The organism is Caballeronia sp. INML3B, assembly GCF_023631305.1.
GTDB lineage: Bacteria > Pseudomonadota > Gammaproteobacteria > Burkholderiales > Burkholderiaceae > Caballeronia > Caballeronia turbans.
In genome coordinates this window covers 81,748-101,844 of record NZ_JALQDI010000001.1, presented here as the reverse complement: position 1 = coordinate 101,844, position 20,097 = coordinate 81,748, and the positions used below count along the sequence as shown (strand labels likewise).

Below are 20,097 nucleotides of genomic sequence, written 5' to 3'. Positions count from 1 at the left end.
TCCTGACGTGACGCCGTGTTCGTTCGCATTTCGTTTCGCCTGAATGAACCAACGCTCGCATAGCGGGCCCGATGCGCCTCGCCCGCGAGCGCGCGCCGTCGATGCGAGTCACGCAACGGAACGTGCACGCTCTGCTGCAGCAACGAAGGAGAAGCCAATACGATGAATTCGGCATTTTCATTTTTGCCCGTCTGGCCGCTCGAACCCGACGCCATTTTCTGGGCCGGTCTCGCGCTCATTACGGCCGGGCTCGCCGGCGAGCTGTTATGGCGCGCGTGGCGCTTGCCGCGCATCACCGGGTTCGCGGTGATCGGGCTGATCGCCGGTAACGCGGGTCTCGGTGTGATCGACGCAAGCGCGGCCGGCCTGTCGCGGCCGCTGCTCGATGTCGCGCTCGGGCTGCTGCTCTTCGAATTGGGTGGGCGGCTCGATCTGCGCTGGATCCGTCGCAATCCGTATCTGATCTTGTCGAGCATCGCCGAATCGACGCTCACGTTCGGCCTCGTGCTGATCGCGCTGACATTGCTCAACGTGCCGACGATGCCCTCGGTCGTGATCGCGGCCATCGCGATGGCGACGTCGCCCGCGATGGTCATCCAGTTGAAGACCGAACTGCGCGCGGAAGGCCAGGTCACGCAACGTCTGCTGACGCTGACCGCGCTCAACAGCATGTATGCGGTGATCGTCGAGAAGCTCGCGGCGGGCGTGCTGCATCAGGAAATCTACGGCAACGCGCTCGCGACGATCCTGCAGCCGCTCTATCTGCTGATCGGCTCGCTCGTGCTCGCGTTCCTGCTCGCGCGCGCCTGCAATCTCCTGGTGCGGCGCCTGCCCGCGAACGACGAGCATTCGTTCGTCGCGCTCTTCGGGCTCGTGCTGCTGGCGATCGCGGTCGCGCATATCTTCAAGCTGTCGACGATTCTCGCGCTGCTCGCCGCGGGCATCATCGTGAAAAACGCCGACGAACGTCCGCAACTCTGGCCGTCGCACTTCGGCTCCGCCGGATGGCTCCTGACCGTGATTCTTTTTGCGCTGACGCTCACGCCGTTTCACTGGCGCGATATCGCGCTCGGCGGCGTCGCGGCGCTCGGGCTGATCGTTGCGCGTTTCGTCGGCAAGCTCGTCGGCGTGCTGATTTTCGCGAAGCCGAGCGGGCTCGACTGGAAGCAGGGCGCGGCGCTCGGCGTCGCGCTGACGCCGATGTCGGCGCTGGCGTACGTGCTCGTCGACGACATGTACGTCCTCTATCCGGACTACGACCCGACGCTGCGCGCGATCATCATGTGCTCGATCGTCGTGCTGCAGATAGTCTCGCCCTTCGTGGTCTACCGCAGCCTGTCGGCAGTCGGCGAGCGGCGCGAGTGATCGCGCCCGCTTGACTCATGCATTGATTATTCAAGAGGCGCCATGGCACTCGAACCTTTCATCAACTCCGAACCGTTCACGTTCGGCGTCGAGCTGGAGATCCAGGTCGTCAACACGCACGACTACGATCTGACCCGCGCCGCGTCGGACCTCATGCGTCTCATCAAGGACGAAAAAATTCCGGGCAACATCACGCCTGAAATCACCGAAAGCATGATCGAGCTCTCGACCGGTATCTGCACGACGCACGAGCAGGCCGTCACGGACCTTCGCAAGATCCGCGATACGCTCGTCGCCGCGGCGGATCAACTCAACGTCGGGCTCGCGGGCGGCGGCACGCACGCGTTCCAGCAATGGAGCGATCGTCAGATCTACGACGCGCCGCGCTTCCAGTACATCTCCGAACTGTACGGATACCTCGCCAAGCAGTTCACGGTGTTCGGCCAGCACGTCCACATCGGTTGTCCCGATCCGAACAGCGCGCTCTTCCTGCTGCACTCGATGTCTCGCTACATCCCGCATTTCATCGCGCTTTCAGCGTCGTCGCCATACATCCAGGGTGTCGACACGGGGTTCCACTCGGCGCGTCTGAACTCGGTGTTCGCGTTTCCGCTGTCGGGGCGCGCGCCCTTCGTGCTGACCTGGGACGGCTTCGAGGAGTACTTCTCGAAGATGGTCAATACGGGCGTCGTCAACAGCATGAAGGACTTCTACTGGGACATCCGGCCGAAGCCCGGCTTCGGAACGATCGAAGTGCGCGTGATGGACACGCCGCTTTCCGTCGACAGGGCGGCCGCGATCGCCTGCTACATCCAGACGCTGTCGCGCTATCTGCTGCTCGACAAACCGCTGACGCCGCGCGAGGACGACTATCTGGTCTACACGTTCAACCGCTTCGAGGCGTGCCGCTTCGGACTGGAAGGCACGTGCATCCATCCGCAGACGGGCGAGCGGCGCACCATCGGCGAGGACATTCTCGCGACGCTCGACGTGCTCGCTCCGCATGCCGAAGCGCTCGGCTCACAGGCCGCGCTCGCGGAGGTGGCCGATATCGCGCGCGGCGTCAACGACGCGACCTGGCTACGCGGCGTGGTGGACAAGGAAAAATCGCTGCACGAGGCGGTCAGGCAGCAATGCCTGCAGTGGCGCCGATAACGCTGCGCTTACGCCGACGCGAATCGGCGAATCATGACGAAAGGCCGCTTCGAGTAGCTTACGAAGCGGCCTTTATCTTTGGGCCGTATGAAACATGTGCATGACGAGCAATGTGCATAAAGCGCTCGCGGCAACGTTGGAAGAAAAACCGATTCAGCGACGCTAAGGTTTACTTCAAGAAATCCGTATACATCCGTAATAGTAGTTAACAAGTCTTCCCCGACGCTGTGGAAAACGTCAAAAAGAGGTGCAGAGTCAACGAGCTAGCGCGATGATAACCATGCGGCCCCCGCGTGGCGTCGCGACGAGGAATTCTGGACAACGGAAAGGTGTCCAACGCGAGGGGAAGTGTTGTCAAGAATACGCCCACATCAAAGAAGACTCTTTTCCACGGGTTATCCACAGTTCTGCGTGGATAATTAAGGTGTACGTTTGTTCTATGTCGCTTAGAATGGCGACTTTGCTGGCATGGCGTTATAGTCGGCAAGAAAACAGCGCCACGAGCAGGACCATAAGACGGCGCATAACGAAGAGGGTTGCAACGTCCCCATTCAGGCACCGCTAATTGGCTTGGCACGCCTGAATTTTGAGACGGCGGGGACCTGGAACGAAGGGCAGTTCGCAAGGGGTTCGGAGTACTTTCTGCGGGCGGCGTTTCGAACGAGGTGTTCGCGGTGGTTGCCGCGAACGTGCCGTCAGAACACATAAGCGGAACAACAAGCGAAAGACTATGAGTGAAGGCGTTTACGGAGAGCAGGCGACGGGGCGGGTGACCCACGGCCTGCTGAGGCTGAGCACCGCGATGCGCAGCCAGGCATGGGAATGGGCGGAAGGCGCGGGGCTGACGCCGACCCAGGGTGAAATTCTCGTTCTGCTGATGCAGCGCAAGGGGCCGATGCGCCTCGGCGAGATCGCACGTGAAACGGCGCTGACCGCCGCCACGACGAGCGATGCGGTGAGCACGCTCGAAGGCAAGGGTCTCGTCGAAAAGCGCCGCGCGCTCGACGACGGCCGCGCGCTCGCGGTGCGTCTGACCGCGCGTGGCCGCACGGCTGCGAAGAAGGCACTGCAATGGCCGGACTTCCTCGCGAAGGCGGTCGGCACGCTGCGCGAGGACGAGCAGGTGGCGTTCTATCGCACGCTGCTCAAGACAATCCGTCAGCTCGAATCGCAGCAGCAGATTCCGGCGCACCGCATGTGTCTCTCCTGCTCGCACTTCGAGGCGAGCAAGAATCCGAAGAAGACGCCGCATCACTGCGCGCTTCTGCAGATCGACATGGCGGACACGGATCTGCGTCTCGACTGTTCGGTATACGAAGAAGCCGACGTCGCCACGCAGAAGAAGAGCTGGAAGGTCTTCGCCCAAGTCGCCTGAATCAGGCTGCGCGGGTAAAAAGCCATCTGGCGGCATCCGGCGCTGTGAGGCCGCGGCGAGTCGGTTAGACTGTGCCCGTCGCGCCTCGCCGCGAGGCCCGGCTCGTCACTACTCCGTCCCGAGAAAGCCGCCGATGAAACATGAAGTCCTGGCGATTCGCCACGTCTATTTCGAAGATCTGGGCAGCCTCGAACACGTGCTCGGCGATCGCGGCCATCTCGTGCGCTATCTGGACGTCGGACGCGGCCGTATCGACGCGCCCAATCCGCTCGATCCTTCGTTGCTCGTCGTGCTCGGCGGACCGATCGGCGCTTGCGACGACGCGCATTATCCGCATCTCGCGCCGCTGCTTTCGATGCTCGAAAAGCGCATCGCGGCGGGCTTGCCGACGATCGGCATCTGCCTCGGCTCGCAACTGATCGCGCGGGCGCTCGGTGCGCGTGTGTATCCGTCGGGCAAGCTGGAGCTCGGCTGGTCGCCGCTCGAGCTGACCGGCGCGGGACGCGCGTCCGCGCTGCGGCATCTCGAAGCCGACGGCGCGCCCGTTCCGGTCTTTCACTGGCACGGCGATACCTTCGATCTCCCCAAGGACGCGACGCTCCTCGCATCCACCGATCTCTGCGCGCATCAGGCATTTTCCTGGGGCGAGCACGTTCTCGCGCTGCAGTGTCATCCCGAAGTGCTCGTGGAGCGCTTCGAGAGCTGGCTCGTCACGTACCCGGGCGATATCGCGCGCAGCGGCGCGACGGTCGCCTCACTGCGCGAGGACACCGCGCGTCATGGCGCGAAACTCGAACGCGCCGCTCGCGCGATGTTCGGCGAATGGCTCGACCGCTTCGCCGTGGTGGACGCGCGCTGAACGTGTGATGGTATGAATCATCGCGCCGCGTCTCGCGCGGTGCGCGTCCCTGCACGAAAGAAATCGCGGTGCTATTCTCGATCGCTCCTTTCTAGCGACGAGCCACGCCATGAGCGCGCTGTTCACTCCCACGACCCTCCGCAGCCTCCAGCTCCCGAACCGCATTTTCGTCTCGCCGATGTGTCAATACTCCGCCGAGCGCGGCGAGGCTACGGCATGGCACATGATCCATCTGGGCCACCTCGCGTTGTCCGGCGCGGGCATGCTGTTCATCGAGGCGACCGCCGTCGAGCCGGACGGCCGCATCACGCCGGGTGATCTCGGTCTTTGGGACGACGTCACCGAGGCCGCGCTGCGTCCGGTGCTTGCCGCGATCCGCCAGTATTCGAAGATCGCGGTGACGATGCAGCTATCGCACGCGGGCCGCAAGGCATCGAGCCGCAAGCCGTGGGAAGGCGGGCAGCTGATCTCCGTCGCCGATGGCGGCTGGATGACCTTTGCGCCATCCGCCATTGCGCACAAGCCTGAAGAGACCCCGCCGCTCGCGCTCGACGCCGCTGGCCTCATCCGCGTGAAGGAGGCGTTCGTCGCATCGGCGAAGCGTGCGGCGCGGCTCGGCATCGACGGCATCGAAGTGCACTGCGCGCATGGCTACCTGCTGCATCAGTTCCTGTCGCCGCTCGCCAATCAGCGCACCGACGAATACGGCGGCTCGCTCGAGAACCGCATGCGGTATCCGCTCGAGATCTTCGACGCCGTGCGCGCTGCGTTTCCCGCCGACAAGCCGGTCGGCGTGCGCGTCTCCGCGACCGATTGGGTCGAAGGCGGATGGAGCATCGAGGATACGATCGCGTTCGCGTCGGAGCTGAAAAAGCGCGGCGTGGACTGGGTCGATGTGTCGTCGGGCGGGGTCTCGCCGTTGCAGAAGATTCCGTTGTCGTCGGGCTATCAGGTGCCGTTCGCGCAGGCCGTGAAGGAAGCGACGGGCGTGAACACCGTGGCCGTCGGGCTGATCACCGAGGCAAAGGAAGCGGAAGAAATCGTCAGGAGCGGCAAGGCCGATTACGTCGCAATGGCGCGCGCGATGCTCTACGATCCGCGCTGGCCGTGGCACGCCGCCGCCGAGCTCGGCGCAACCGTCACCGCGCCGCCGCAGTACTGGCGCTCCCAGCCGCGCGAACAGAAGAATCTCTTCGGCGAGATCACCATCGGGCAACGCTGAAAAGTTTCGAACATCGTCCAGACGGTTGAGCATTCGCGCGCCGGGAGTGTAGGATACCGGTCTGTTGAGCGCGAGCGTTCAACCGAGCGAACGCGGCGCCTTTTGAGGCCACCGCGTTTTTTTTCATCCCGATGTTCATCCCGATCGCGCGGGAGCGAAGCGTTATTTAAGGATTCGTTCGATGAGTTCACGCAGGGTCACCGTTCGCCGCTCCGGCGTGCATGGCAAGGGCGTGTTTGCCGTGAAGCGGATTGCCGCGGGCGAGCAGGTGATGGAATACAAGGGCGAGCGCATTTCATGGAAGGAAGCGCTGCGCCGCCATCCGCACAACCCCGAAGAGCCGAACCACACGTTCTACTTCGCACTCGACGACGGCCGCGTGATCGACGGCAAGATCGAGGGGAACAGCGCGAAGTACATCAACCATTCGTGCGCGCCGAATTGCGAGGCCGAGGAAGTCGAAGGGCGCGTGTTCATTCACGCGTTGCGCGACATCGAGCCGGATGAAGAGCTGAACTACGACTACGGGCTCGTCATCGACGGCCGCATCACGAAGAAGCTCAAGCAGGAATACGAGTGCCGATGCGGCGCAAGGAAATGCCGCGGCACGATGCTCGCGGTGAAGAAGGAGAAGAAGAAAAAGTAGGTCGCGCGCGCGTCGAGTCGATGCGAAAGAGCCACGCAAGCGCGTGGCTCTTTTTTATTCCGCCGCCGGCTTCTCTTCCTTGAGCGGCATGCGCACGATGAAGCGCGCGCCGCCTTCGGGCGCGTCCTCGTAGTGCACGGTGCCGCCGTGCAGCACCATGATGTCGTGAACGATCGCGAGCCCGAGTCCCGCGCCGCCTTCCACGCTTTGTCCGTCGCCGCGGAAGAAGCGCTTGAAGAGATCCGGCTGCTGATCCGGCGGCACGCCCGGGCCGTTGTCCTCCACGATGACTTCGCCGAAGCGGCGGCCATTCGCGTCGCGCCATTCCGTGACCGTCATGGTGATACGCGCGCCTTCGATGCGAAACGGCGGAATGTACTTGAGCGCGTTGTCGATCAGATTTGCCAGGACTTCGCGGGCGAGCACGACGTTGCCGCGCACGATCAGCGGATGCTCGTTCTCGGGGTCGTCGAGACGCTGAAAGCCGAGATCGACGTGCGCGGCGAGCGCACGCGGCACCCACTCCGCGCCGGTTTCGAAGGCGAGCGCGGCGATGTCGAAATCGGCGAAACGCGCCGCCTGTTCGCCCGGCTCGGCGCGCGCGAGAGAGAGCAGTTGATTCGAAAGCCGCACCGCGCGATCCGCCGATGCACGCAACTCCTTCACCGCCTCGATCGCTTTGTCGGGATCGCGCGAACTGAGCGCCTGCTCCGCGTGCAGCTTGACCGCGGTCAGCGGCGTGCGCAGTTGATGCGCGGCATCGGCGATGAACTTGCGCTGCGCATCGAGCGCGCTCTGCAGGCGCACGAGCAAGGCGTTCATCGCGCTCGTGAGCGGGCGGATTTCGCTGGGAACATAAGTCTCGTCGACGGGCTCGAGCGAGATGTGCGTCTGCTGGTTGAGCGCGTCGGCGAGATCGGTGAGCGGGTTCAATTGCTGATTCACGACGCGCCACACGATCACCCAGCCCGCGAGCAGCAGCAGCGCGAGCGGCATCATGATCGCGATGAGAAACTCCACGGCGATCCGATACCGCGAGCCGACCCGCTGCGCCACTTCGACGACGATCGGATTGCCGGTCGGCTGCGGCACGCGCACTTGCGCCGCGCGCACGGAGACGCCCTGGAAGTGCGTCTCGAAGACATACGCGTAGTGGATGCGCCGCACGTTGGTACCGGTGAGCGGCAGATCGGGCTCGCCGGCGATTTCCTCATCGCCCGTGCTGATGCGGTAGATGAGCTGCTCGACAGGATCGGAGAACATCGCCTGCGCGAGCGGCGGGACGGTGACGGGCGCATCGACGCCCGCGAGCTGGATCTGCTTGGAAATGGCGGTGGCGAGATCCGCGAGCGAGCGGTCGACGACGTGCTGCGTGTACTGCCAGGCGAGCCAGTACGCCATGAGGCCGCTCATCAGCGCGAGCAGGGACAGCGGCGCCGCGAGGCGGCGCAGCAGCGTGCGCCGCAGGCTCGGGGGCGCTGGCGTCCTGGTGGCTGTCGATCGAGCCAGATCGAGCCAGTCTTCGCGGGCGAAACGCTGATCGCTCGCGCGGCGGGTGGGAAATCGCAAGGCGGTCTACGGCAGAAGCATTAAGCCGCTTGCCGGATCTCCTGAAGCAGATAGCCGAAGCCCCGCACCGTCACGATCTCGACGCGCGTGTTTTCGAGTTTCTTGCGCACGCGGTGCACATACACTTCGATCGCCGTATCGCCGAGATCGCCGCCGAAGTGGGTCAGGTGATCCTGCAACTGCGCCTTGCTCACGACGCGCCCGTGGCGCAGCAGCAGCATTTCGAGCACGGCGAATTCACGCGGCGAGAGTTCGAGCGGACGTTCGTCGTTGAAGATGCGACGATCGACCCCCGACAGCCGCAGGCCGCCCAGCGACACTTCGGGGCGCGGCACGTCGCCGTGCGGGCCGCTGCGGCGCATCACCGCGCGAATGCGCGCTTCGAGTTCCTGCGGCTCGAAGGGTTTCAGCATGTAGTCGTCGGCGCCGCTGTTCAGGCCTTGCACGCGGTCGTGCAGCTCGTCGCGCGCGGTGAGAATGATCACCGGCGTATGGCGGTTGCTCTGGCGAAAACGCGAGAGCAGCGTCATGCCGTCGATGCCGGGCAAGCCCAGATCGAGAATGACGAGTTCATGGCGGTTCTGCGCGAGCGCCTGCTCGGCGAAGATGCCGTCGTGGACCATGTCGACCGTGAAGCCGGATTGTTCGAGGCTGCTTTGAATACCGCGCGCGATGGGGCGGTCGTCTTCGATCAGAAGGATTCGCATGGAGTCGCTCAAGTACAATGGTTGAGTTCAAGCGGGCGGGGCGGTCGGTGACATGCTCACATGCACGACGGGGCGGCGCGGGCTCGAGCGGTTTACATCTCATATCTCATGCGGCGTCGCGCGACCGTATCCCGGAAGGCGCGAGCCGCCGTACACCGAAAGTGTTTCTGCCCGGACATGGCTGTCATCTCGATCAACGAACTCGAAGCCGCGATCAACTACTGGCGCGGCCGCTCTCCGTCTAGCGGCGACGAACTCAGCCTTTGCAAGGAGGCGAGCGCGTTGTCCAGGCCCTATGCGCTGCTGATTGTACAGCGTCAGTCCGGCGTGCCACCCGAGCAACTGGACGACGACGCGCGCGCCGCGTGGGAAGCTTACGAGCAATTCAGAAATGGTATCCAAGACTGAAAGCTAGCTGACGTCATAGCTTTCTTTTTCCTGTTCTAACGCTTTCGTTTTTCCCGTTTTCGCGGAATTTCGCGCGATTTTCGCCTTTCGCGATGTCATGATTGGTAACACGCGCGTTACTTTGTTTGCCGCCGTAAGCAATTCGTCAAATACGCGCTGAACGGCCCTTTCGCGCAAAGGTTTGTGAGCTTCTGGTCATCAGTGCGATAAAGTCGCATTCATCCACGCCACAGCGCACATCCGCCTCATGCTCGAACTCGACCATTTCGACCTCGCCCTGCTCGACGTGCTTCAACGGTTCGGGCGCGCCACGCATCAGCAACTGGGCGAGCAAGTGCCGCTTTCGCCGTCGCAGATCGGGCGGCGGCTGCAGCGGCTGGAATCGACGGGGGTGATCGAAGGGTATCGCGTGGTCCTGCGGCCGGAGAAGCTCGGCCTGGGCGTAACGGCGTTCACGAGCCTGAAGCTTAAGCATCACGGCGATTCGATCATCGAGCAGTTTCAGCAGCAGATCGAGATGCTGCCCGAAGTGCTCGAATGCCACGCGACCGTGGGCGACGCCGACTATCTGCTGCGCATCGTCGCGCCGGATTTGAACGCGCTGTCAGGTTTCGTGATGAAAAAGCTGATGCGCGTGCCGGGCGTCGACAGCGTGCGCTCGAACATCGTGCTCACGACGTTCAAGCGCAACGGCCCGCTGCCGCTCTCTCATCTGGCGAGCGATGACTCGGGGCTCAGCAGATCCACGTAAGCGAGCGGCACGAGGTCCGTCTGCGCAACGCCCAGGCGCGCGAACATCGCGTGCGCTTCCTGTTCGCCGCCGGCTTCGTCGTCGTCCTGGCCGAGGAGCACTTCCAGCTCGATGAAATCGCCCAGGCCGTCCACGCGGTCCAGATGAATGCGCGTGCGTCCGACGAGATACACGTGCCGCTCCTTCGAGACGATGCCGCGCGTCGTCAGCGCCTGGGCGAGCAGCGCGTGCATCGCTTCGGGATTCGTGACCGGGCTGCGCGAGTAATACGAGACTTTCGGGCCGTCGCGGTCGTCGCGCTGATAAAAGATCAGCTCGGACGGCGTGCCGTCGTCGAACTGGCGCAGCTTGAGGCGTCCGGTCGGCACGTCGTAGAAGAAGTCTTGCTGGCGGAAAACCAGCGGCGCTTCGGTGGCGAGCGCGGCCGCCCGTTCGCGCAGCTGGTCGAACTGATGCGCGCGCGCCTTGATTTCGATGTTGCGTGCCATGAAGGCTCCTCGAACACGGTTGGATGGACGAGCCTAGCAAACAATCGATGAAGGTCGCTTGAATGCACTCGCGCGCGGACTCGTATTTCCACTGAGATGTCGGCTCAAACCGCCCACTGCGCGTCGATCAGCCGCAGCGCCGCGGCGATCGCCGGTTCCTCGCGGCGCTCCGCCAGCGCGACGAAAGACAACTGCGTGGGCACCGTGACGCCTTCGACGATCGTCAGCGCGTGCGCATGCGCTTGCGCCAGCGCGATCGAATCCCGCACGAGTGACAGGCCGACGCCCGATTTGACGAGATCGAGCATCGACGGCTCCTGGTCGACTTCCGCGACGATCACCGGCATCGCGCCCGCCTCGCGGAAGATGCGCGACAACAGCCGGTTGTGGGCGGACTCGGCGGGCGTCCAGATCCACGGCAGCTTGGCGAGCGCGGCCCAGTTGCGCTTGCCCTTGTTCACGCGGTTGTGCCAGCCCGCCGGCGCGAGCACGCGGTAAAGAAACGGCGTGAGCCTGACCACGTGGAAGCGCTCGCCGTCGCGCGTGCCGTCGATGGCCGGATCGCCGATGTAATAGCCGACGTCCAGATCGCGCGACCTCACGCGCTCCAGAACCCAGCCCGACATGCCGTGCCGCAACGAGGTTTCGATACGCGGATGCGTCTCCACCAGTTGCCGCAGGAAGCCGCCGAGACGCAGGAATTCGGGATCGAGAATCGTGCCGATGCGAAGCGTCCCGCTCACTTCGTGACGCAGCGCAGCAGCGGCGCGCTGCACGTCGGCGGCGGCGGTGAGTGCACGTTCGGCGTGCGGCAGAAGCGCTTCGCCGTCGCGCGTCAGCAGAAGACCGTGCGACGTCCGCGAGAACAGCACGACGCCCAGCATCTCCTGCAGATTCTTGATCTGCAGACTGACAGCCGGCTGCGTGAGATGCAATTGCGCCGCGGCGCGCGTGAGATTGCCTTCACGAGCGACGGCGAGAAAGGCGCGCAAAAGGGTGTAGTCCATCGCCTGATATTAAATCTTCTTATATCCCAGTTGAACATATCTCATTGGATTCGAGGAAGCATCCGGCAGTACGCTCGGGCTATTCACACATATAAGAGAGACATCATGGGCGAGACACATCGAAGCGAAGCGCGCGTCGCGGCGTTGACGCATTTCATCGGCGGCAAGCGGGTCGAAGGCGCGAGCGAGCGTTTCGGCGACGTGTTCAACCCGGCGACGGGCGCCGTCGCATCGCGCGTGCCGCTGGCGGGCGCATTCGAAGTGGATGCCGCCGTAGCCGCCGCGAAAGCCGCTTTCCCCGAATGGAGTGAAACCGCGCCGATCAAGCGTGCGCGCGTGCTCTTCAAGTTCAAGCAACTGCTCGACGAACATCACGACGAACTCGCCGAGATCATTACGCGCGAGCACGGCAAGGTGTTCAGCGACGCCAAGGGCGAAGTGATGCGCGGCATCGAGATCGTCGAGTTCGCGTGCGGCATTCCCAATCTGCTCAAGACCGACTTCACGGATCAGATCGGCGGCGGTATCGACAACTGGAACCTGCGTCAGCCGCTCGGCGTGGTCGCGGGCATCACGCCCTTCAACTTCCCGATGATGGTGCCGTGCTGGATGTTCCCCATCGCGATCGCGGCGGGCAATACCTTCGTGTTGAAGCCATCGGAGCGCGATCCGTCGGCATCGGTTCGTCTCGCGGAATTGCTGACGGATGCCGGCTTGCCAGATGGCGTGTTCAACGTCGTGCACGGCGATAAAACCGCTGTCGACGCATTGCTCGCGCATGGGGATATCGAAGCGCTGTCGTTCGTCGGCTCGACGCCGATCGCCGAATACATCCACACTGAAGGCACGAAGCACGGCAAGCGCGTGCAGGCGCTGGGCGGCGCAAAGAACCATCTCGTCGTGATGCCCGATGCGGATCTCGATCAGGCGGTCGATGCGCTGATCGGCGCGGCGTATGGTTCGGCGGGCGAGCGCTGCATGGCGATTTCGGTTGCGGTCGCGGTGGGTCACATCGCCGATGAGCTGATCGAACGCCTCACGCCGCGCGTGAAATCGCTCGTGATCAAGAACGGCATGGAAAGCGATGCCGAAATGGGTCCGCTCGTCACGGGCGCGCATCGCGCGAAAGTCGAAGGCTACATCGACGCGGGCGTGAAGTCGGGCGCGACGCTCGTCGTCGATGGGCGCGGCCACAAGGTCGAAGGGCACGAGAACGGCTTCTTTCTCGGCGGCACCCTGTTCGACAACGTGAAGACGGACAGCAGCATCTATAAGGAAGAGATCTTCGGACCGGTGCTCTGCGTCGTGCGCGTGCCGGATTTCGCGAGCGCGGTCGAGCTCATCAACAAGCATGAGTTCGCCAACGGCGTGTCTTGCTACACAACGGATGGCGGCGTCGCGCGCGCGTTCTCGCGTCAGATCAAGGTCGGCATGGTCGGCATCAACGTGCCCATTCCGGTGCCGATGGCGTGGCACTCGTTCGGCGGCTGGAAGCGCTCGCTCTTCGGCGATCACCACGCATACGGCGAAGAAGGCGTGCGCTTCTATACGCGCTACAAGAGCGTGATGCAGCGCTGGCCCGACAGCATTGCGAAGGGCGCCGAATTCACGATGCCGGTAGCGAAGTAATCGAATCATCGAATCATCGAAGCCGCGCAAGACGGCAAAGTCAGGAGACACGTCATGAAGCAGAACGCACGCAAGCTGGAAGGCGAGTTCGACTACATCATCGTCGGTGCGGGCACGGCAGGTTGCGTGCTCGCAAATCGCCTCACCGAAGATCCGAACGTGAAAGTGCTGCTGCTCGAAGCAGGGGGCAAGGACGACTATCACTGGATTCACATTCCGGTCGGCTATCTGTATTGCATCGGCAATCCGCGCACGGACTGGCTCTACAAGACGCAGGCAGAACCGGGTCTCGACGGCCGCAAGCTTTCGTATCCACGCGGGCGCGTGCTCGGCGGATGCTCCTCTATCAACGGCATGATCTACATGCGCGGCCAGCGCGAGGACTACGACGACTGGGCGCACATCAGCGGCGATCCGAACTGGTCGTGGGATTCGGTGTTGCCCATTTTCATGCGCAGCGAGGATCATCACGGCGGCGGCAATGCATGGCATGGCGCGGGCGGCGAATGGCGCGTCGAGAAGCAGCGCCTGAAGTGGAAGATTCTCGAAACCTTCGCGCAGGCCGCGCAGCAAAGCGGCATTCCCGCGACGGACGATTTCAACCGCGGCGACAACACCGGTGTCGGCTATTTCGAAGTGAACCAGCGCGGCGGCATTCGCTGGAATGCGGCGAAAGCATTCCTGCGTGAAGCGATGAAGCGCCCCAACCTCACGACGATCACCGGCGCGCATACGCAACGCCTCGTGTTCGAAGGCATGCGCTGTATCGGAGTGGAATATCGCGGCGGCGATGTCGATTACCTCGCGCGTGCGCGTATCGAGGTAATTCTCAGTGCGGGCGCGGTGAATTCGCCGCAGATTCTCGAACTCTCCGGTATCGGCAACGGCGCGCGTCTGCAACGCCTCGGCATCGATGTCGTGAAGAGCCTGCGCGGTGTCGGCGAAAATCTGCAGGACCACTTGCAACTGCGCATGGCGTACAGGGTCGATGGCGTGCGCACGCTCAATACGCTGTCGGCGCATTGGTGGGGCAAGCTCTTTATCGGCATGCAATACGCGGTGATGCGAAGCGGGCCGATGTCGATGGCGCCGTCGCAACTCGGCGCGTTCGCCAAATCGAATCCCGACGATGCGTCGATCACACGCGCCGATGTCCAATATCATGTCCAGCCTTTGTCGCTCGAACGTTTCGGCGAGCCGCTGCATTCGTTCAATGCGTTCACCGCGTCCGTGTGCAATTTGCGGCCCACATCGCGCGGCAGCGTGCATATCGAATCGCCGGATGCGCACGCAGCGCCGCTGATCGCGCCGAACTATCTGTCCACCGACCGCGATCGCGAGGTCGCCGCGAATTCGCTGCGTCTCACGCGACGCATCGCGAGCGCGCCCGCGCTGGCGCAATACGCGCCCAAGGAAATTCTTCCGGGCATCCAGTTCCAGACGCAGGAAGAACTCGTCGAAGCGGCGGGCAAGATCGGCACGACGATCTTCCATCCGGTCGGCACGTGCCGCATGGGCACGGACAACGATCCGGGCGCGGTCGTCGACAGCCGCCTGCGCGTGATCGGCGTGCGCGGGTTGCGCGTGGTCGACGCATCGGTGATGCCGACCATCACATCGGGCAACACGAACTCGCCGACCCTGATGATCGCCGAGCGTGCGAGCGAGATGATCCGCGAGGACAGGCGCGGCATCGAAGCGGAAGAAGTGATCGCCACCGCACTTGCATGACGGATCGGTGACACGGGCGCGTCAGATGCCGGGACGTCGGGATGACGCGTGACTGGCGCGCGCATGAGGCCGCACCGAGGAATGCTTATATGCAAAGCGCATAAGCAGTCTCCGTGCCCCTAATGCGTGCACGCGTAAAACTCCAAGCAATTCGTTAGTAAGTGCAAATCCCAATGATTGCGCTGCATCATTGGCGCGACAATGGCCCCGGAATTAGTGATGCTCGGCATACCTCGTGCACACTTTGTGCGGGCGCAACAGCGATGCAAGAAGCGAAGCGGCACCGGGATGGAGACAACGTTCGGGTGCGCGCGCGGAAAGAAAAAATAAGGCGCAGGCGAATACGGATATGCCCAGCGCTTCACTTCGCATGGAAGGGGACATGATTCTCGGCGACACCATTCTTGAAACGCGAGGGCTCACGAAGGAATTCAAAGGCTTTACGGCCGTGAATGGCGTGAACCTGCGCGTGCGCCGCGGTTCGATCCATGCGCTGATCGGACCGAACGGCGCAGGCAAGACGACCTGCTTCAACCTCCTCACCAAGTTTCTCGAACCCACCGCGGGGCAGATCGTTTTCAACGGCACGGATATCACGCGCGAGCGGCCGGCGCACATCGCGCGGCGCGGGATCATCCGCTCGTTTCAGATTTCCGCAGTGTTTCCGCACCTGACGGTGCTCCAGAACGTGCGCATCGGTTTGCAGCGGCAACTGGGCACGTCGTTTCATTTCTGGCGCAGCGAGCGTTCCCTCGATGCCCTCAACGACCGCGCGATGGATCTGCTCACGCAAGTCGGCCTCACCGACTTCGCCGATACGAGAACCGTCGAGCTCTCATACGGCCGCAAGCGCGCGCTCGAGATCGCGACCACACTGTCGATGGAACCCGAACTGATGCTTCTCGACGAGCCGACGCAAGGCATGGGTCACGAGGATGTCGATCGCGTGACGGCATTGATCAAGAAGGTGTCGGCGGGCCGCACCATCCTGATGGTCGAACACAACATGAACGTGATCGCGGGCATTTCCGACACCATCACCGTGCTTCAGCGCGGCGAAGTGCTCGCCGAAGGCAGCTACGCGGAAGTGTCGAGGAATCCGCTCGTGATGGAAGCCTACATGGGCAGCGCCGATGCGGCGCTCACCGGAGCGCATGCATGAGTACGATCGTGGAGGAGCGCCGCTCGCGCGAGGCGAACGGCGCGGCGGGCAATGTGCCCGCGCTGGAAATATCGGGTCTGCAGGCGTGGTACGGGGAATCGCACATCCTGCACGGCGTGGACCTGAAGGTAAATCGCGGCGAAGTGGTCACGCTGCTCGGCCGCAACGGCGCGGGCCGCACGACCACGTTGCGCGCCATCATGGGTTTGACCGGGCGAAGGACGGGTTCCATCCGCGTCGGCGGACATGAAACCATCGGCCTCGCCACACACAAGATCGCGCATTACGGGGTCGGCTATTGTCCGGAGGAGCGCGGCATTTTTTCGAGCTTGTCCTGCGAGGAAAACCTTCTTCTGCCGCCGATGATCGGCCATGCAAAAGACGCAATGCCGCTCGACGAGATCTACTCGATGTTCCCGAACCTGAAGGAACGCCGCGCAAGCCAGGGCACGCGTCTTTCGGGCGGTGAGCAACAGATGCTGGCCGTCGCGCGCATTCTGCGCACGGGCGCGAATCTGCTTTTGCTCGATGAAATTTCGGAAGGGCTCGCGCCGGTCATCGTACAGACCCTCGCGCGCATGATCCTCATGCTGAAGTCTCGTGGCTACACGATCGTCATGGTCGAACAGAATTTTCGTTTCGCGGCGCCGCTCGCGGATCGCTTTTACGTGATGGAGCACGGAAACATCGTCGAGCATTTCGGCGCGGGGGAACTCGAAGCGAAGATGCCGGTGCTGCACGAACTGCTCGGGGTGTAATCGATCCCGGGCGCGGCACATCGGAAGGGCAACACCAGTAATACCGCAACAAATCAAAACTCATGGAGACTGGAATGAAAAAGAAGACCCTCGCGCGCCTCTCTACTCTGTGCTTTGCGGCTGCGGCGGCGAGTGTGGCGGTGATGAGCACGAGCGCCAACGCCGCCGACAGCAACACGGTGAAGATCGGTTTCGTCACCGACATGTCGGGCCTCTACGCGGATATCGACGGGCAGGGCGGACTCGAAGCCATTCGCATGGCGGTCGCTGATTTCGGCGGAAAGGTGAACGGCAAGCCGATCGAAGTGGTGTATGCGGATCACCAGAACAAGGCGGATATCGCGGCATCGCGTGCGCGCGAATGGATCGACCGCGACGGCGTGAACGTGATCATCGGCGGGACGAACTCGGCGACGGCGCTTTCGAGCGCGCAAGTCGCGGCGGAGAAGAAGACGCCGTACATCAACATCGGCGCGGGCGCGGACAACCTGACCAACGAGCAGTGCTCGCCCTACACGGTCCACTACGCCTACGACACGATGGCGCTCGCGAAGGGCACCGGTTCCGCGGTGACCAAGCAGGGCGGCAAGACGTGGTACTTCCTGACGGCCGACTATGCGTTCGGCAAGGCGCTCGAAAAGAACACGGCTGACGTCGTAAAGGCCAATGGCGGCCAGGTGCTCGGCGAAGTGCGTCATCCGCTGTCGGCGTCGGACTTCTCGTCGTTCCTGCTGCAGGCGCAAGGTTCGAAGGCGCAGGTGCTCGGCCTCGCGAATGCCGGCGGCGACACGATCAACGCGATCAAGGCCTCGAAGGAGTTCGGCATCACCAAGTCGATGAAGATCGCCGCGCTGCTGATCTTCATCTCCGACATCCACAGCCTCGGCCTCGAAACCACGCAAGGGCTGGTCGCGACGGACAGCTGGTACTGGAACAAGGACGACAAGACGCGCGCCTGGGCGAAGCGCTACTTCGACAAGATGAAGAAGATGCCGGGCAGCCTGCAGGCGGCGGATTACTCGGCTGTCACGACGTACCTGAACGCGGTGAAGGCGGCGGGCACGACCGACAGCGACAAGGTCATGGCGCAGCTCAAGAAGGCGAAGATCGACGACTTCTACGCGAAGGGCTACATCCGCGAAGACGGATCGATGATCCACGACATGTACCTGATGGAAGTGAAGAAGCCGTCGGAATCGAAGGAGCCGTGGGACTACTACAAGATCACCGCGACGATTCCGGGCGATCAGGCGTTCGGCACCAAGGCCGAATCGCGCTGCAAGCTCTGGAAGTAAGCATTCGGTAGTGCGCAAGCGTCGCGAGGCGGGCGGCCGGAAGGGCCGCTTCGCCGTCGCAGCCGCGTCAACACGTTTCTGACGGCAGGTTCAATGGAAATATTCGGCATCCCGCTCGCCGCAATGATGAGCCAGCTGTTGCTCGGGCTGGTGAACGGCTCGTTCTACGCGATCCTGAGCCTCGGGCTCGCGGTGATCTTCGGCTTGCTCAACGTCATCAATTTCGCGCATGGCGCGCTCTTCATGCTGGGCGCGATGCTCGCGTGGATGGGCTATTCCTATTTCAACATCCCGTACTGGGCGATGCTGCTGCTCGCGCCCATCGTGGTCGGGCTGTTCGGCGTGGTCGTCGAGCGCTCGATGCTGCGCTGGCTCTACAAGCTCGATCATCTTTACGGGCTGCTGCTCACCTTCGGCCTGACGCTCGTGATCGAAGGCGTGTTCCGCTCCATCTACGGTTCTTCGGGGCAGCCTTACGACGTGCCGTCGCTGCTTTCGGGCGCGACCAATCTCGGCTTCATGTTCCTGCCGAACTATCGCGCGTGGGTGGTCGCCGCGTCGCTCGCCGTGTGCTTTGCGACGTGGTTCGTGATCGAAAAGACGCGCATCGGCGCTTATCTGCGCGCGGGCACGGAGAATCCGAAGCTCGTCGAGGCATTCGGCGTCAATGTGCCGATGATGATCACGCTCACCTACGGCTTCGGCGTCGCGCTCGCGGCGTTCGCGGGCGTGCTGGCGGCGCCCGTGATCCAGGTCTCGCCGCTCATGGGCCAGTCGATGATCATCACCGTGTTTGCGGTCGTCGTGATCGGCGGGATGGGCTCGATCATGGGCTCGATACTGACGGGCCTGCTGCTCGGCGTGATCGAGGGCTTTACGCGCGTGTTCTATCCGGAAGCGTCCGCGACGGTCGTCTTCGTCATCATGGCGATCGTGTTGATGATTCGCCCGGCAGGACTCTTCGGCAAGGAAAAATGATGCAGAGAAAAGCGCTCTACGGCCTGTTGCTGATCGGCCTGATCGTCGCGCCGTTCGTCGGCGTGTATCCGCTGTTTATGATGAAGGTGCTGTGTTTCGCCCTGTTTGCGGCGGCGTTCAATTTGCTGATCGGCTATACCGGGCTGCTGTCGTTCGGTCATGCGATGTTCCTCGCGACCGCCGGCTATGTCGCCGGCTATGCGATCCAGTCGCTGAACTTCACGCCGGAGCTCGGCGTAATCGCGGGCACGGCGGCGGCGACGCTGCTCGGGCTCGTCGCCGGTCTGCTCGCGATCCGGCGCCAGGGCATTTACTTCGCGATGGTCACGCTCGCGCTCGCGCAGATGATGTACTTCGTGTTCCTGCAGGCGCCGTTTACGCATGGCGAAGACGGTCTGCAAGGCGTGCCGCGCGGCAAGCTGTTCAATGTCATCGATCTGGGCAACGACATCACGCTCTACTACGTCGTGCTGGTCGTGATGCTGCTCGCGTTCGCGCTGATCGTGCGCATCGTGCATTCGCCGTTCGGGCAAGTGCTGATCGCAATCAAGGAGAACGAGCCGCGCGCGATTTCGCTCGGCTACGACACGTCGCGCTACAAGCTGCTGGCGTTCGTTTTGTCGGCGGGTCTCGCGGGCTTCGCGGGGGCGATGAAGACACTCGTGCTCGGCTTCGAAACGCTCGGCGACGCCTACTGGACGATGTCGGGCTTGGTCGTGCTGATGACGCTCGTCGGCGGCATGAGCACGATGTTCGGGCCGTTGCTCGGTGCGGCGATCATCGTCGCGCTCGAAGACCGGCTCGGCGACATCGGCAGCGGCATCGCGCGCATCACGGGTGTGTCGTGGTTCAACTCGTTGGGCGAATCGGTGACGATCGTGACAGGCGTGATCTTCATCGCGTGCGTGCTCGCCTTCCGCCGCGGGATCGTCGGAGAGATCATCGCGCGGGTTCGGCCGCTTCAAGGCTGAGCGATTTATTTGGAATTACGA

Annotated in this window: 19 protein-coding genes; 15 read left to right on the top strand and 4 right to left on the bottom strand. The window is 63.1% G+C overall.

Annotation, left to right across the window (positions count from 1 at the left end; all coding sequences use genetic code 11):
- Nucleotides 1-162: 162 nt before the first annotated feature.
- From NCS58_RS00435 to NCS58_RS00410, 6 genes are all read left to right on the top strand, one after another.
- The gene (locus tag NCS58_RS00435) at nucleotides 163-1,365 is read left to right on the top strand and encodes a cation:proton antiporter (protein WP_061116615.1); all 1,203 of its coding nucleotides are present in this window, start codon (nucleotides 163-165) and stop codon (nucleotides 1,363-1,365) included.
- A gap of 42 nt (nucleotides 1,366-1,407) precedes the next feature.
- Nucleotides 1,408-2,520 (top strand): YbdK family carboxylate-amine ligase, encoded by a 1,113-nt coding sequence (locus tag NCS58_RS00430; RefSeq protein ID WP_061116614.1) that lies wholly within the window; start codon nucleotides 1,408-1,410, stop codon nucleotides 2,518-2,520.
- 730 nt (nucleotides 2,521-3,250) lie between these two features.
- On the top strand, nucleotides 3,251-3,895 hold the full coding sequence (locus tag NCS58_RS00425) for a MarR family winged helix-turn-helix transcriptional regulator (RefSeq protein WP_061116613.1): 645 nt from the start codon (nucleotides 3,251-3,253) through the stop codon (nucleotides 3,893-3,895).
- A 133-nt stretch (nucleotides 3,896-4,028) separates the two neighbouring features.
- The gene (locus tag NCS58_RS00420; RefSeq protein ID WP_061116612.1) at nucleotides 4,029-4,754 is read left to right on the top strand and encodes a glutamine amidotransferase; all 726 of its coding nucleotides are present in this window, start codon (nucleotides 4,029-4,031) and stop codon (nucleotides 4,752-4,754) included.
- A gap of 109 nt (nucleotides 4,755-4,863) precedes the next feature.
- Nucleotides 4,864-5,976 carry an NADH:flavin oxidoreductase/NADH oxidase gene (locus tag NCS58_RS00415; RefSeq protein ID WP_061116611.1) on the top strand — a complete coding sequence of 371 codons (1,113 nt, stop codon included), beginning with the start codon at nucleotides 4,864-4,866 and terminating at the stop codon, nucleotides 5,974-5,976.
- 181 nt (nucleotides 5,977-6,157) lie between these two features.
- A complete protein-coding gene (locus tag NCS58_RS00410; protein ID WP_061116610.1) occupies nucleotides 6,158-6,622 on the top strand; it encodes an SET domain-containing protein in 465 nt (154 codons plus the stop codon).
- Nucleotides 6,623-6,676: 54 nt separating this feature from the next.
- Here NCS58_RS00410 and NCS58_RS00405 read toward each other — a convergent pair whose 3' ends face one another.
- Together NCS58_RS00405 and NCS58_RS00400 are read right to left on the bottom strand one after the other, a co-directional pair.
- A complete protein-coding gene (locus NCS58_RS00405) occupies nucleotides 6,677-8,131 on the bottom strand; it encodes a sensor histidine kinase (protein WP_061116915.1) in 1,455 nt (484 codons plus the stop codon).
- 80 nt (nucleotides 8,132-8,211) lie between these two features.
- Nucleotides 8,212-8,898, bottom strand: a complete 687-nt coding sequence (locus tag NCS58_RS00400) for a response regulator transcription factor (RefSeq protein WP_014192702.1) — start codon at nucleotides 8,896-8,898, stop codon at nucleotides 8,212-8,214.
- A 177-nt stretch (nucleotides 8,899-9,075) separates the two neighbouring features.
- Here NCS58_RS00400 and NCS58_RS00395 point away from each other — a divergent pair, with 177 nt between their 5' ends.
- Nucleotides 9,076-9,306, top strand: coding sequence for a DUF3717 domain-containing protein (locus tag NCS58_RS00395; RefSeq protein ID WP_061116914.1), 231 nt, complete (start codon nucleotides 9,076-9,078; stop codon nucleotides 9,304-9,306).
- 247 nt (nucleotides 9,307-9,553) lie between these two features.
- Nucleotides 9,554-10,057 carry an Lrp/AsnC family transcriptional regulator gene (locus NCS58_RS00390; protein ID WP_061116609.1) on the top strand — a complete coding sequence of 168 codons (504 nt, stop codon included), beginning with the start codon at nucleotides 9,554-9,556 and terminating at the stop codon, nucleotides 10,055-10,057.
- Here NCS58_RS00390 and NCS58_RS00385 read toward each other — a convergent pair.
- Nucleotides 10,015-10,545, bottom strand: a complete 531-nt coding sequence (locus tag NCS58_RS00385; protein ID WP_061116608.1) for a class IV adenylate cyclase — start codon at nucleotides 10,543-10,545, stop codon at nucleotides 10,015-10,017. The two genes, NCS58_RS00390 and NCS58_RS00385, sit on opposite strands and share 43 nt — an antisense overlap.
- 104 nt (nucleotides 10,546-10,649) lie before the next feature.
- Nucleotides 10,650-11,552 carry a LysR family transcriptional regulator gene (locus NCS58_RS00380; RefSeq protein WP_061116607.1) on the bottom strand — a complete coding sequence of 301 codons (903 nt, stop codon included), beginning with the start codon at nucleotides 11,550-11,552 and terminating at the stop codon, nucleotides 10,650-10,652.
- A gap of 105 nt (nucleotides 11,553-11,657) precedes the next feature.
- Here NCS58_RS00380 and NCS58_RS00375 point away from each other — a divergent pair, with 105 nt between their 5' ends.
- From NCS58_RS00375 to NCS58_RS00345, 7 genes are all read left to right on the top strand, one after another.
- Nucleotides 11,658-13,181, top strand: coding sequence for a CoA-acylating methylmalonate-semialdehyde dehydrogenase (locus NCS58_RS00375; RefSeq protein ID WP_250537584.1), 1,524 nt, complete (start codon nucleotides 11,658-11,660; stop codon nucleotides 13,179-13,181).
- A 54-nt stretch (nucleotides 13,182-13,235) separates the two neighbouring features.
- On the top strand, nucleotides 13,236-14,912 hold the full coding sequence (locus NCS58_RS00370) for a GMC family oxidoreductase (RefSeq protein ID WP_061116605.1): 1,677 nt from the start codon (nucleotides 13,236-13,238) through the stop codon (nucleotides 14,910-14,912).
- Nucleotides 14,913-15,294: 382 nt separating this feature from the next.
- Nucleotides 15,295-16,074: an ABC transporter ATP-binding protein gene (locus NCS58_RS00365; protein WP_061116913.1), complete on the top strand. Its 780-nt coding sequence runs from the start codon at nucleotides 15,295-15,297 to the stop codon at nucleotides 16,072-16,074.
- Entirely contained in the window at nucleotides 16,071-16,832 is a 762-nt protein-coding gene (locus NCS58_RS00360) for an ABC transporter ATP-binding protein (RefSeq protein WP_061116604.1), read from the top strand. The genes NCS58_RS00365 and NCS58_RS00360 overlap by 4 nt, the downstream gene beginning before the upstream one ends.
- Before the next feature lie 74 nt (nucleotides 16,833-16,906).
- Nucleotides 16,907-18,127: an ABC transporter substrate-binding protein gene (locus NCS58_RS00355; RefSeq protein WP_250537583.1), complete on the top strand. Its 1,221-nt coding sequence runs from the start codon at nucleotides 16,907-16,909 to the stop codon at nucleotides 18,125-18,127.
- Nucleotides 18,128-18,220: 93 nt separating this feature from the next.
- Nucleotides 18,221-19,105 carry a branched-chain amino acid ABC transporter permease gene (locus NCS58_RS00350; protein WP_061116602.1) on the top strand — a complete coding sequence of 295 codons (885 nt, stop codon included), beginning with the start codon at nucleotides 18,221-18,223 and terminating at the stop codon, nucleotides 19,103-19,105.
- Nucleotides 19,105-20,076: a branched-chain amino acid ABC transporter permease gene (locus NCS58_RS00345; protein ID WP_250537753.1), complete on the top strand. Its 972-nt coding sequence runs from the start codon at nucleotides 19,105-19,107 to the stop codon at nucleotides 20,074-20,076. Before NCS58_RS00350 ends, NCS58_RS00345 begins: the two co-directional genes overlap by 1 nt.
- Nucleotides 20,077-20,097 lie beyond the last annotated feature (21 nt).